At 64.1% G+C, this 12296-nt stretch carries 10 protein-coding genes and 1 riboswitch; of the genes, 2 read left to right on the top strand and 8 right to left on the bottom strand.

What is annotated here, in order from left to right:
• From ABYB95_RS08170 to ABYB95_RS08180, 3 genes are all read right to left on the bottom strand, one after another.
• Nucleotides 1-881, bottom strand: an 881-nt coding sequence (locus ABYB95_RS08170) for a hypothetical protein (RefSeq protein WP_372657981.1), incomplete at its 3' end; no start/stop codon positions are given.
• Between the two features lie 46 nt (nucleotides 882-927).
• On the bottom strand, nucleotides 928-1707 hold the full coding sequence (locus ABYB95_RS08175; RefSeq protein ID WP_372657982.1) for an alpha/beta fold hydrolase: 780 nt from the start codon (nucleotides 1705-1707) through the stop codon (nucleotides 928-930).
• A 7-nt stretch (nucleotides 1708-1714) separates the two neighbouring features.
• The gene (locus ABYB95_RS08180) at nucleotides 1715-2278 is read right to left on the bottom strand and encodes a cupin domain-containing protein (RefSeq protein ID WP_372657983.1); all 564 of its coding nucleotides are present in this window, start codon (nucleotides 2276-2278) and stop codon (nucleotides 1715-1717) included.
• A 217-nt stretch (nucleotides 2279-2495) separates the two neighbouring features.
• On the opposite strand from ABYB95_RS08180, the gene ABYB95_RS08185 reads away from it, so the two are divergent.
• Nucleotides 2496-3407 (top strand): LysR family transcriptional regulator, encoded by a 912-nt coding sequence (locus ABYB95_RS08185; RefSeq protein ID WP_372657984.1) that lies wholly within the window; start codon nucleotides 2496-2498, stop codon nucleotides 3405-3407.
• Between the two features lie 92 nt (nucleotides 3408-3499).
• Here the strand turns inward: ABYB95_RS08185 and ABYB95_RS08190 are convergent, their stop codons facing one another.
• The 5 genes from ABYB95_RS08190 to ABYB95_RS08210 all read right to left on the bottom strand — a co-directional run bounded on the left by ABYB95_RS08190 (nucleotide 3500) and on the right by ABYB95_RS08210 (nucleotide 11300).
• Entirely contained in the window at nucleotides 3500-4369 is an 870-nt protein-coding gene (locus ABYB95_RS08190) for a zinc ribbon domain-containing protein (RefSeq protein ID WP_372657985.1), read from the bottom strand.
• Between the two features lie 161 nt (nucleotides 4370-4530).
• Entirely contained in the window at nucleotides 4531-7074 is a 2544-nt protein-coding gene (locus ABYB95_RS08195) for a chemotaxis protein CheW (protein ID WP_372657986.1), read from the bottom strand.
• A 210-nt stretch (nucleotides 7075-7284) separates the two neighbouring features.
• The gene (gene cynS, locus ABYB95_RS08200) at nucleotides 7285-7728 is read right to left on the bottom strand and encodes a cyanase (protein WP_372657987.1); all 444 of its coding nucleotides are present in this window, start codon (nucleotides 7726-7728) and stop codon (nucleotides 7285-7287) included.
• A gap of 202 nt (nucleotides 7729-7930) precedes the next feature.
• Nucleotides 7931-10675 carry a methionine synthase gene (gene metH, locus ABYB95_RS08205; protein ID WP_372657988.1) on the bottom strand — a complete coding sequence of 915 codons (2745 nt, stop codon included), beginning with the start codon at nucleotides 10673-10675 and terminating at the stop codon, nucleotides 7931-7933.
• Nucleotides 10676-10700: 25 nt separating this feature from the next.
• A riboswitch (S-adenosyl-L-homocysteine riboswitch) is annotated at nucleotides 10701-10845 on the bottom strand.
• Nucleotides 10846-10853: 8 nt separating this feature from the next.
• Complete coding sequence (locus ABYB95_RS08210) at nucleotides 10854-11300, bottom strand: transcriptional regulator (RefSeq protein ID WP_372657989.1); 447 nt, start codon at nucleotides 11298-11300, stop codon at nucleotides 10854-10856.
• Between the two features lie 88 nt (nucleotides 11301-11388).
• On the opposite strand from ABYB95_RS08210, the gene ABYB95_RS08215 reads away from it, so the two are divergent.
• The gene (locus ABYB95_RS08215) at nucleotides 11389-12156 is read left to right on the top strand and encodes a hypothetical protein (RefSeq protein WP_372657990.1); all 768 of its coding nucleotides are present in this window, start codon (nucleotides 11389-11391) and stop codon (nucleotides 12154-12156) included.
• The last annotated feature ends 140 nt before the right edge of the window (nucleotides 12157-12296 follow it).

Consider the following 12296-nt stretch of genomic DNA (forward strand, 5'->3'; position numbering starts at 1 on the left):
TTGACTTTCACGCCCGCGGCCTTGGCGCGGTTCTCGACATCGATGTCGCGCTGCTTGCTGATCTCGGCCACACGCACAGACGCTTCACCAGCGACCTGGTCGATCACGGCGACCACTTCCTTGGGCAGTTTGGCGCGGGTGTCCAGGTTCATGAACGCCACCAGTGTGCTCAGCGAGCCAAAGCCGGTCTTGTTGAAAACCTTGGCCACTTCCTGCAGCTTGAATGCTTCCAGGCCGGAGATGTAGAAGAGGCTACCGTCGGCAAGACCGTTCTGCATCGCCTGGTAGTGGTCGCCAATGCCCAGCGTCACCGGCACGGCGTCCAGCGGAATGAACAGCGGCGCATTGGTGCCGGCCAGCGCGATGCGCTTGCCCTTGAGTTCGGCGATGGAATTCCAGTCGAACGCGGTCGTCAGGCCATAGGCTTCCGACGTCATGGCGCCCAACACGTAGCTGTTGTACGGCTTCATGCTTGCCTGCAAGGCCGGCACTTCTTTGAGCATGCGGTTCGACACCTTCTGCTGCAGCACCGGATCGGGGGAGGTAAAGGGCACGTAGGCGCTGTAGTTCAACAGACTCGCACGCGATTGCTCGAAACCGATGGGCGAGAGGCCGATGTCCAGCGTGCCCTTCTGCACCGCTTCGATCACACCGTCGACCTTGGCCACGCTGCCGCCCCACGCCTTGATGAAACGGATGTCGTGGCCGGTCTTTTCCTTCACACGCTTCGTCACCTCCGTGGCGAAGTAGGTGTCATAGACACCGATATAGGTCAGGCCCGTGGGATGGCCGCCACCCATGCGCAGCGTGAAGCTGTCGGCATGCGCGGCGCAGGCCGCTGCGGCGATGGTGGCGAGGGTAAAAAGTTGCTTGAATTTCATGGTTGTCTCCTTGTTTTGCTTCATGGTTGCCTCTTCGTTTAAACCGTCAGTTCGATGCCTCGAGAAAAACCTCATACCGGCTTGGGTTGAGTACATGCGGGTAGTGACCACCGGTGGGCAGGCTCAGGTGGTGCGCGTCGGGGTACTGCTGGCGCAAGCGTTCCCGCACGTTGGCTGGAATCAACGGATCGTCGTCGCAGTCCAGCACGGTGATCGCGGTGGCGGGCAGCGGCAGTGACGGGCAAGCCTGCGACCTTACTACCCCGAGAAAACGGGCATGCAAGTTGGCGGGCGATTGCCGTTCGGCCAGCATGATCTCTTGCAGTTGCTGCAGTGGCGCCTCTGGCGCGCTGCGCACACGATCGAGCCACTGGGCATGCAGTTCTTCGGGGCTCACGCCCTCGACAAACTGGCGGTCGAACATCGGATTGGCGGCGAGATCCGTGCCATCCACAAAGCCGTTGCCCACCACCAGCGCTGTCACGCGGGCGGGATGCTTGAGCGCATAGAACTGCGACCAGTAGGCCGAGAACGACGAACCGACCACGCGGTGCGGTGGCAATGCAAGGTGCTCCGCCACGGCAGCGAGACCGTCGGCGAGTTGCGCGGGGTCGGACAGGGCCGGGTAGGTCACGGCGATCAGGCGCATGCGCGCCCCGAGCGAGAGCAGCGTGCGCACGAACATCGCGCCGTCGCCCACCGAACCCGGCAGCAGCAGGGTCACCGGTCCGCTGGTCTGTGTGTCCAGCCAACGCCATTCATGGCCATCGACCCACAGCGATTGCCAGCTGTGTCGCGTCTCCAGTTGCGCCAACAGCTCGCGCATCGTCGGCTCAGAATTTGCCGTCTGCATCGACATACCCTTTGGCTTTGAGTTCTTCCATCGCTTCGGGTGAGAATTCCGCTTCGGGCGTGTTGCCGCCGATGACGAACAGCAACCAGTGTGTGGCGTTGGGCTCTTCGAAGGTGACGTTCTCAAAACGGCGCTGCACGCCCGAGGGGAACGAGATCACGTCGCGCGGGCCGAGCTCGAAGGATTCGACGCGGCCATCGAGTTCCCACGAGCAACGCCAGCGGCCGGTGACCGGCATGAAGGTCTCGTTGGTGTCGTGGTTGTGCATCATCGGGCCCTTGCCGGGCTCGGCTTCGCAAAAGCCCATGTTGAAGCCTTCGTTGATCTTGATCGCGGCGTTTTCGGCGGAATTTGCGCCGACGGGTGAATGCTTGTCCGGATCGCCCGCGGGTGGCTGAAAGCCGATCACGTTGTAGAGCTTGCGCACCGCGCTCGGGTAGCGGCTGTCCGGAAGTCCGCCGTCAGAGCCTTTGAGTTCGCTGAACAGGGCGACGCGCTTGCGCATCTCTTCTCGGGTAACGCGGATGGTTGGGATGTTGCCCATGGTGGCTCCTCTGGATGTGAAAAATGGCGCAGCCCCCACGTGGGGCGCAAATGCGGGTCGTGTGCATGGTGTCTCCGATGCCCGCTTGTGAAGCCGCCAATTTAGGGCGCTTCTCCCCAGGGGGCAATTGCGTCAGCCGATACCCGTTATCGGTCTCTCGATGCATACAATGGCCCGGGAGCTACACGGCCACCAGAGCCATACGACAAGGAGACCCGTGCGACTGCGCAACGCCGACCTCAACCTGCTGGTGGCCTTTGATGCCTTGATGCGCGAATGCCATGTGACCCGCGCCGCGAACCTGCTGGACATCAGCCAGTCTTCCATGAGCCTGGCGCTGGCCAAGCTGCGCGTCATGTTCCACGACCCTTTGCTCATCAAATCGGGCAACGCGCTGATACCGACCGTGCGCGCACGCGAACTCATCCCGCAGGTGGAACAGGTGCTGCGCGGTGTGGACGTGCTGCTCCACGAGCAGACGCCCTTCGACCCCGCCCAAGCCAACCAGGTGATCACGATGATCGTGATCGATTACATCGACTTCGTCGTCATGCCTGCGTTGATGGCGGCGCTCGAACGCGAAGCGCCCAATGTGTCGCTGCGGGTCATCAACCCCAACCCGCGCCGCCTGGGCGAGGTCATGAGCCGGGGCGACATCGATCTGGCCCTGTCGTACTTTCCAACGCCACCGGACAACCTGCGCACGCGCCCCTTGTTCACCGACCGACTCGTCGGCATCGCGCGCGCCGGGCACCCGATGTTCGAACGGCCGCTGTCGCTGGAACGTTTCTGCGAATACGGACACGTGGCGATCGAACCCGGAGAAGGCGCCACGATGTACAACGCGCTGGTCGATGACGCGCTGCAGAACATCGGCATGCAGCGCCGCTCGGTACTCTCCAAGCCCACGTTCCTCGGTATTCCTTTTGTGGTCGCGCAGACCGATTTGATCGCCACCTTGCCCGAGCGGCTGGTGCAGCGCTTCATCGACATCGCGCCGGTGCGCATCTTCGAGCCGCCCCTGCGCCTGGACCGGCTCAACGTGGTCTTGATGTGGCACGACCGCACCCACAACAACCCGTTGCACCGCTGGATGCGCGATCTGATCGCCAAGCTGTTTGCGCAGTGATGTGCCGTGTTCGCCGCCTGGCGGTGCAGGCCACGCTCGGCATGTGAAGAAGCGCTGACCACGGCGCTTCTTCACATGGGCTGGTCGAGACGTCAGCCGCCGAATTCGTTGCGCTGCGCCTTCTCCATCGCCCGGTAGCTGACGCAGATCGGGTCGCCCGCCAAGGCCGGCTTGCGGCATTCGCGGATGCGGCAGAAGTCGCGCGAGAACACGTTGCCGTTGCCGTCGCACAGCTGCGCCACGGTTTGGGTCGGCGCCTCGGGTTGGACGGGCTTTTTGCTCGGCTTTTCTGCGGCTTGGGTCTGCGCCGCCTGGCGCTGCGCCTGCTCGGTGCGTTGCCGCGCTTCCTCGGCCTGCTGTTGCTGCAAGGCCAGCGCCGCGCGTGCGCGCTCGGCCTTGGCTACCCTTTGCTGCTCCAGGCGTTCCTTGCGTTCTTCTCGCAACTGGCGCTCGCGGGTCTGGCGCTGTGTTTCGTTGGCTCCGGCGGATGCGGGCAGCGCCGTGGCGGAGGCTGTGGGTATGGTGGTGGCGACTTGGGTCTGCAACACGGCAGGGGACTCGCGCAGAGCTGGTGCGGCGGCACTCGGCCGCTCCGCCACCGACCGCGCAGAACCCCACCACCATCCGCCAGCCACCACCGCAACAAACAACAAGCCCAGCAACACCGGGCCGAGCCGCGCGCCCGTTTTTCCGACCCCGTCGCCCACAAGGGGGGCGTAGAGGATCAGCGATGCGCCGCAGGATTTGCACGCCGTGGCGGCCAGCGAGTTGCTGGCCTGGCAGGCGGCGCAAACCTGGGTCGGCGCCGGCTTGGTGGGCTCCACCGACGCTGTTGGCCCTGGGGTTTTAACGGAGGTCGAAACCGCCGGTGCATCGCTGGCCTGCGCCAGCGAAGCCGCGCAACCCCGGCAAAATTTCGCCTTCTCCCTGTTCTCGGTACCGCACGCCGCACAAACCGCCATGAATCACCTGTGGATAAAAAACTTGCGCAGGTTCTAGCACGGACAGGCCACACCACGACCCAGCGGTCTTGCCAGCGGGCGCTTGGCCGGGATGAGCGGCAGCCGCCCCCCCACGGCCCGACCATCAGCGGGTCTGCCCAAGCGTGCGCAGCGCATGAGCATCAAGCGTCTTGCGCCACCGCCTCCTGCCCGGTGAGCACCGCAAACAGCCGGGCCACGTCGATGGCCTGGATCAACAGATCGCCGCCATTTGCCTTGATGAACTCGCACACCAGTGCATCTTCGCCCTGGCCGACGTAGGGGGACGGTGTGAGTTGCTGGCGGCTGAACTCGGGCACACCGTGCAAAGCATCCACCAAGAGGCCCAGCAGGTGCCCGTCAAAACGCACCAGCACCACCTGGCTGCTGCTGCCGATCTGGCTGTGCCGGCCGCACAGCAAATAGCGCAGGTCGAACACCCAGACAAAGCTGCTGCCCATGTCTTCCTGCGACACGCCCATCATGCCGATGCAGGCGTTGAGCCCGCTCATCGACAGGGTCGACATGGTGGACGCCGGCAAGGCCTCTTGCACATGTTCGGCGGGAAGCGCGAACAGCATGTCGTCGACGAAAAAGGTGGCGAATTCACAGACATCCACGCCCGATGCTTCGGCCTGGATCATCGCCAGGTTCTGCTGCCCCACGGTGCCGCGCTCGCTGGTGGCACCAAACGAATCGAATACCACGGCCAGCACGTCGTCGCGGTAGCCATCGGACACTTTGAACTCGCGGTAACCATTGGAGGCGGTGCAACCCATGATGGCGTATTGCCCGTCGTGGATCACGATGCGCGATGCGCTCTGCCCGTTGGGCAGTGCCAGCAAGGCGGGCTCCATGTCCAGCGTGCTGCCCACGGGCCGCTGGGGATCGGTGCTGGAAACCACACGGCCTTGCCGGTCCACGAACAAGGCCTTCATGTGTGCCTTGCCACTCAGGCTGCTGCGCAACATGGCCTGGAACTCAACCGCTGCATCGAAGACGATGCCAATGCCGCCGATCACCCGGTTGGGTGTATCGGGGTGGCGAATGGCCGCGTGGTAAATGTAGGTGGGCTGGCCGCCGTACAGCGGCGTCGCCTCGAAGGGGCTGACGTGGTAGCTTTGTTCGCTGGGCAGGTTGCGCACCCGCTCCAGTGTGGCCGCGTCGATGGCGCTGCCCAGCGTCGCATCGTCTTCCGGGTCCAGGTGCGTGCTGGCCACGATGCAACCGTTGGCGTCGTAAATGAAGAGCCGGGTGTACACCGTGTACAGCTGGTTGATGTACTCCAGAATGCCGGTGGTGCGGGCCAGCCAGGCCGCGTCGCGCTGCGGCTCCGCCAGGGCGGCGCGCAACTCCGGCGTGACCGCCCACCAACGGCAATCGTCGGAGCGTTCGTACAGGTTGCGGTCGAGCAAATCGACCAGCAAGTTGGTGACGAATTCCGAATTGCGCAGCCGCGAACTCAGCACCGTTTCGTACAAGGCGTTGATGGAGCGCGAAAACAGCGCGTTGCTGCGCGCGCCGGTCTCCCCGATCTGGTCCAGGATGGACTTGAGCTTCATCAGCTCGTTGCGCCTGCCGGCCGTCATGACCTGGCCGTTCCACACCACGCGGCGGATGGTTTCGGCCGCCGACATGATCTCAAACAGCGGCGGCGAAAACGATTGTGCGTGCGACAAGAGGCCACTGGCCACCGATGCGTCCAGCGAACCCAGGTGGTTGCTCGGACCGCCGGTAAAGGCCACGTCGACCGGCGTCATCACCTGGCCCTGCCAGCCGCTGGGGCCCGGATAGCCCTGGTAGCCCTCGGTGCTCAGGGTGCGCACCAGGTACTGGCGGCCCGCGAACACCAGCAGGCGGGCGTCGGTGGAGCGGTTCACCGGCACCAGGGCACCCAGGGGAACCCAGCGCTCGTCGGCACAGGCAATCACCCGGTTGTCGGCGTCGAGCAGCATCATGTTGGAGCGCTCGGCCACATCGCGGTGCGAATGGAAAATGCCCGCCATTTCCTGCTCGAAGTTGAAGCACAGGCACAACACACCCACCACCGCGCCGCTGTCGGGGTGGTGCATGCGGCGCGAATAAATCAAGGCCTGGCGGCACGCGGGCCGCAGGTCGCTGGCGCGGAAGGTCTCGACGTAGCCGCTGGTGGCCAGGGTCTGCGCCACCAGGGGATCGGTGCTGCCCTCCAGCGGCGTGGCCTCGTCGATCTGCACCAGCACATTGCCGCGCGTGTCCAGCAGGATGATTTCGTCGTACACCGTGTATTTGCTGGCGTAGGCGCGCAGACGCAGGCGCGCGGCCTGCTCGTCGCTGTGCTGGCCGGCCACAAAAGCGCACAACTCGTGGTCGGTGGCCAGAAACCCCACGTCGGCGGTGCGCTCGTAGAGGTTGCGCACCACGATGTCGATGACGTACTGCGCCTTGGTACCCAGCTCGTCCATCACCGTGGACACCTTCTCGCTCACCAGGCTGGCCACCAGCTCCTGCTCCAGCCGGGTAAAGCCTTCGCGCGTGGCGGCCATGGTCGGCAAGATGGGCTTGGCCTCGTCCGGGCAGTTCATCTTGGCCGAGGACTCGATCATCCGCCACATCAGGTTCAGCTCGTGCAAGGACTGTTCGCAGCGCACCACATCGCGCATATAGGGCAGATAGGTATCGACTTGTAGCGGTTCGACGTGTTTCATGCGTGCACCCTCCGAACCAGCGCACGATCCAGGGCAGCGGCAAAAACCGGGGGCGATTCCAACATAACAAGCGTCCGTCATTCAATGCAGAGACGGGACACCACGCAACATTGGTGCCAGCGCGTGCACGAAAGCGTGCGAAAAGCACCGCTTTCTGCCTTGCGGTTTGCGCGCTGCGCCGGGGCGGGCGAGCCGCGAACCCAGCGCGAATCAATACTGCTTGTACGGCAGGAACTTGCCCGACATCACGATGTTGACACGGTCGCCATTGGGGTCGTTCTCGCGCTTCAAGTCCATCTTGAAATCGATGGCGCTCATGATGCCGTCGCCGAACTCTTCGTGGATCAGCTCCTTGAAGGTGGTGCCGTAGACGCTGATCAACTCGTAGAAGCGGTAGATCAATGGATCGGTGGGCACGGCGGTGGGCAGCGAGCCTTTGTAGGGCACAACCTGCAGCCACTTCTGCTCCTCGGCGCTCAGGCCAAAGATCTTGCCCAGCGCCTTGGCCTGTGCGGGTGTGGCGGTCATCTGGCCCAGGCAGAGTGCGGTGGTCCACTCCTTGGAACGGTCCAGTTTTTTGGCCACATCGGCCCAGTTCAGACCCTTGCTGACCTTGGTGCTGATGATTTTTTCGGTGACGTCGAGTCGGCTCATGGTGCTACCTCTTGGTGGATGAAACGGAAGTGACCCAAGCCGGGGCTTCGGTCACTTCCGTTTCACAAGCAATCCATGTGCCAAAGTGGTGCCCGCCTGCACCAGTTCCGGCACCCCGGGCCATTCTGAGCCCCTGGCAGCCTTCAAACGCCCGCGTCCGCCACGGTGGGGCATTCGCTCATGGCTGGCACGCCCTGCGGTATCAGAGGTTGGTGCCTAGCCAACGCTGCAATTCGGTGCGCGTCACCCCACTTCGGTCGGCCAGGTCCTGCACCTGGTCTTCGCCGATGCGGCCCACGTTGAAGTAGCTGCTTTCGGGGTGGCTCAGGTAAAAGCCGCTCACGCTGGCCGCCGGTGTCATGGCCAGGCTTTCGGTCAGGCCCATCTGGATCTCGTCACACTGCAGCAAGTCGAACATGGCCCGCTTCACCGAGTGGTCCGGGCAGGCGGGATAGCCGGGCGCGGGGCGTATGCCCTGGTACTTTTCCTTGATCAGCTCTTCGTTGCTCAAGGCTTCGTCGGGCACAAACCCCCACAGGTCGGTGCGCACGCGGTGGTGCATGCATTCGGCCAGGGCTTCGGCCAGGCGGTCGGCCAGCGATTTCAGGATGATGGCCGAGTAGTCGTCCATGTCGGCCAGAAACTGCTGCTCCTTGGCCTCCACACCGAGCCCGGCGGTGACGGCAAACAAGCCCACGTAGTCGTCGGCCACGCCCTTGGGCGCCACAAAGTCCGCCAGGCAGCGGCTGGGCCGCATCACGCCCTCGATCTCCTGCTTCTCGGTCTGCTGGCGCAGGCCGTGCCAGGTGAGGGCGATCTCGCTGCGGCTCTCGTCGGTGTAGAGCGCGATGTCGTCCTCAAGCACCGTGTTGGCCGGGTAGATGCCGATCACGGCGTTGGCCGTGAGCCAGCGGCCTTCGATGATTTTTTTGAGCATGGCCTGGGCATCGGCAAACACCTTGGTGGCCTGCTCGCCGACCACTTCGTCGGTGAGGATGGCCGGGTAAGGGCCGGCCAGATCCCAGGTCTGGAAATACGGGCCCCAGTCGATGTACTTGGCGATCTCCGCCAAATCAAAGTTCTTGAACACGCGCTTGCCGATGAAGCGCGGCTTGGGTGGTGTGTAGCCGGTCCAGTCAATAGGGGTTTTGTTGGCGCGGATTTTTTCCAGCGGCCACAGCGGTGTCTGCTTCTTGTTGGCGTGCTGGGTGCGCACGCGTTCGTAATCGGCGTTGAGTTCGGCGATGTATTGCACCCGGTTGTCGCCCAGCAGGCTCTGCGCCACGCTCACGCTGCGCGAGGCGTCGGGCACGTAGACCACCGGGCCGTCGTAGTGCTGGGCGATCTTCACCGCCGTGTGCACGCGGCTGGTGGTGGCGCCACCGATCAGCAGCGGAATGCCCTGGCTGCGGAAGTGTTCGTCTTTCTGCATCTCGCCAGCGACGTACTGCATCTCTTCCAGGCTGGGCGTGATCAGGCCCGACAGCCCCACGATGTGTGCGCCCTCTGCCTTGGCCTTGGCCAGGATTTCATGCGCAGGAACCATCACGCCCATGTTCACCACTTCGTAGTTGTTGCACTGCAAAACCACGGTGACGATGTTTTTGCCGATGTCGTGCACGTCGCCTTTCACGGTGGCGATCACGATCTTGCCCTTGGCCTTGATATCGCCACCCGAAGCCGCCATCGCCGCTTTTTCGGCTTCGATGTAGGGCAGCAGGTGGGCCACCGCCTGCTTCATCACGCGCGCGCTCTTCACCACCTGCGGCAGGAACATCTTGCCCTGGCCGAACAGGTCGCCCACCACGTTCATGCCGTCCATCAACGGGCCTTCGATCACGTTGAGCGGGCGCCCACCTTCGCGCTCGATCTCGCGCCACATTTCTTCCGTGTCTTCGGTGATGAATTCGTTCATGCCGCGCACCAGCGCGTGGGAGAGGCGCTCGCGGATCGGCAGTGCGCGCCATTCGTTCTTTTTGCTGTCGTCTTTGGCCATCCCCTTGGCGTTCTCGGCCACCTCGACCAGGCGTTCACCGGCGTCGGCGCGGCGGTTCAGCACCACGTCTTCCACGCGCTCGCGCAGCACGGGTTCGAGCTGGTCGTACACGCCCACCATGCCGGCGTTGACGATGCCCATGTCCATGCCCGCCTGGATGGCGTGGTACAGGAACACGGTGTGTATGGCTTCGCGCACCGGGTCGTTGCCACGGAAGCTGAACGACACGTTGGACACACCGCCGCTGACCTTGGCGCCCGGCAGGTTCTGCTTGATCCAGCGCGTGGCGTTGATGAAATCGACCGCGTAGTTGTTGTGCTCTTCGATGCCGGTGGCGATGGCGAAGATGTTGGGGTCGAAGATGATGTCTTCGGGCGGAAAGCCCACCTGGTCCACCAACAGGCGGTAGGCGCGCTCGCAAATTTCGACCTTGCGCTCGTAGGTGTCGGCCTGGCCTTTTTCGTCGAAGGCCATCACCACCGCCGCCGCGCCGTAGCGCTTGACCAGGCGCGCCTGCTGCAAGAAAGCGGCTTCGCCTTCTTTCATGCTGATGGAGTTGACGATGCCCTTGCCCTGGATGCAGCGCAGGCCGGCCTCGATCACCGTCCACTTGGAGCTGTCCACCATCACCGGCACGCGTGCGATGTCGGGTTCGCCCGCCATGAGGTTCAAGAAACGCACCATGGCGGCCTGGCTGTCCAGCATGGCCTCGTCCATGTTCACGTCGATCACCTGCGCGCCGTTTTCCACCTGCTGGCGCGCCACAGCCAGGGCCTGCTCGTAGTCACCGTTCAGGATCATGCGGGCGAACGCCTTGGAGCCGGTCACGTTGGTGCGTTCACCCACGTTCACGAACAGGCTGCTCTCGTCCACGCGCAGCGGCTCCAGGCCAGACAGCAGCATGGCCGGCACGGTGGTGGAAGTGGGGGGCGAAGAAACGGCGTCGGACATGGGGCTCACCAGGGTTGCAATCAAGAACTGGTGAGCGCCGTTGGGAAACGTCCGAGCGGGTGGTTGGTCACCCCGGCTGGCGGACAGAGGCACGAAGACCCCCACTCAAGCCTGACGCCGGATCGCTGGTGTTGGCCACCACGCCCGGCGCTGCAGCGCTCCTTGAGATGCCGGTATTTTAGCGGGCGTCGCCGCGCGCGCGCGCCACGCCCGCCACAGCGGCCCCAGAGGACGCCTGGCCATTGGCGAGCGCAAAGCCCTGGATCAGCTCGCGAACCAGCTTGCGCTGCGGCGCGGGCAACGCCAGAAACGCCTCAAAGGTTTCGCGCTCCAGGTAGCCCACGCCCTCTTCCCAACGCTGGCGCCGCTCCTGCACCGAACGGCGCACCGCCACGCCAAAGCGCAACACCTCGGGCTCTATGCCCAGCCAGTCGGCCAGCACCTGCAATTTCTCTTGCGAGGGAATCGCCTCGCCGCGCAGCCAGCGGCGCACCGCCTGCAGGGTGACCGAACGGCCCCAATAACGGGTATTGAACTCGCGCTCCAACACCACCGGTCGCAACGGATAGCCCGCTTGGGTCATGGCGTCTTTCAGACGCTCGGCAAACGCCGCTTTTTCGGTCATGAACAGAAAAGTAACTTTCGACCACTCTCCTGAAATACTTTTGGTTTAGTTTTTGTTAAACTTTTTGTTCATTTTGAGGAACAAAAAAATGGCGCTGCCCACATCTCTGCTGGCCGGTCTACCCGACATTCTGTTCCATGCGCGCCAGCAAGCCGGGTACATCTTGTTCGAACTGGAAGCCAGGCACCGCCCGCCGGCCCGGCCATTGTGCGCGCTCAGCCGCACCGCGCCGGCCGCCCACGCTTCATCGCTGCGCGTGCTCAAGGGCAACCCCCTGGCGCTCACCCTGGAGTTGCTGACGGGCGACGTGCGCAGCCCCGGCCTGCTGGGCCGGGTGAAGCTGATCTGCTGGGACCCGCCCCTGGACGGCAACTGGCCGTGGCGGCGTGGCGGAACTCCGCACACTCGGCCAGACCGGGCGACCGGTATCCGCAACGAAACGAGCACCGCCCGACTGGGCTCGGTGGCGCTGCGCCTGTACCTGTGCCGCGCCCTGCTGGCGCCCGACGGGATTTTTTGCGTGCGCCTGGCGCCCGCTGCCCTGCGCCAAGCCCAGCTCTTGCTCGACGCCGTCTTCGGCAGCGAGAACCGGTTGGGTACCCCACCCGGAACCCAGCCCACCACCCAAGGCCCGTTCCCGCCGGACCGGGTGCTGCTGTATGCCACCAACCCGGGCCGCCCCGACACAGGCGCACCCGCAACAGCGCCGCCCGACTGGCTGCAGCATCTGCTGCACAACGGCACCCGCACGGGCGACACCATCGTGGCCATCCACCCCGGGGCGGACATCGCGCGCCTGACCAACACACACGCGCGGCATTGGGTGCTCTTGAACGGCAGCGCGGCGGTGGGCTAGTGTCCTGTCCCGCAAATAGTTGCAAGAAATGAAACCGATGGATTCACGCCCAGGGCAAGGCGCAAACCGCAGCGATAGCTTGTGCTATCGCGAGGATTTGCAACGCAGCCCTGGGTGTGAAGACGCGGTTTCATATGCAA

The sequence above is a fragment of the Hydrogenophaga sp. genome (genome assembly GCF_041633695.1).
Classification (GTDB): domain Bacteria; phylum Pseudomonadota; class Gammaproteobacteria; order Burkholderiales; family Burkholderiaceae_C; genus Hydrogenophaga.

Coding starts and splice junctions, on each gene's coding strand:
- ABYB95_RS08175 (WP_372657982.1), bottom strand. CDS start 1,707: ATGCGCGAGCTGTTGGCGCAACTGGAGACGCGACACAGCTGGCAATCG.
- metH (WP_372657988.1), bottom strand. CDS start 10,675: ATGTCCGACGCCGTTTCTTCGCCCCCCACTTCCACCACCGTGCCGGCC.
- ABYB95_RS08210 (WP_372657989.1), bottom strand. CDS start 11,300: ATGACCGAAAAAGCGGCGTTTGCCGAGCGTCTGAAAGACGCCATGACC.
- cynS (WP_372657987.1), bottom strand. CDS start 7,728: ATGAGCCGACTCGACGTCACCGAAAAAATCATCAGCACCAAGGTCAGC.
- ABYB95_RS08215 (WP_372657990.1), top strand. CDS start 11,389: ATGGCGCTGCCCACATCTCTGCTGGCCGGTCTACCCGACATTCTGTTC.
- ABYB95_RS08195 (WP_372657986.1), bottom strand. CDS start 7,074: ATGAAACACGTCGAACCGCTACAAGTCGATACCTATCTGCCCTATATG.
- ABYB95_RS08190 (WP_372657985.1), bottom strand. CDS start 4,369: ATGGCGGTTTGTGCGGCGTGCGGTACCGAGAACAGGGAGAAGGCGAAA.
- ABYB95_RS08180 (WP_372657983.1), bottom strand. CDS start 2,278: ATGGGCAACATCCCAACCATCCGCGTTACCCGAGAAGAGATGCGCAAG.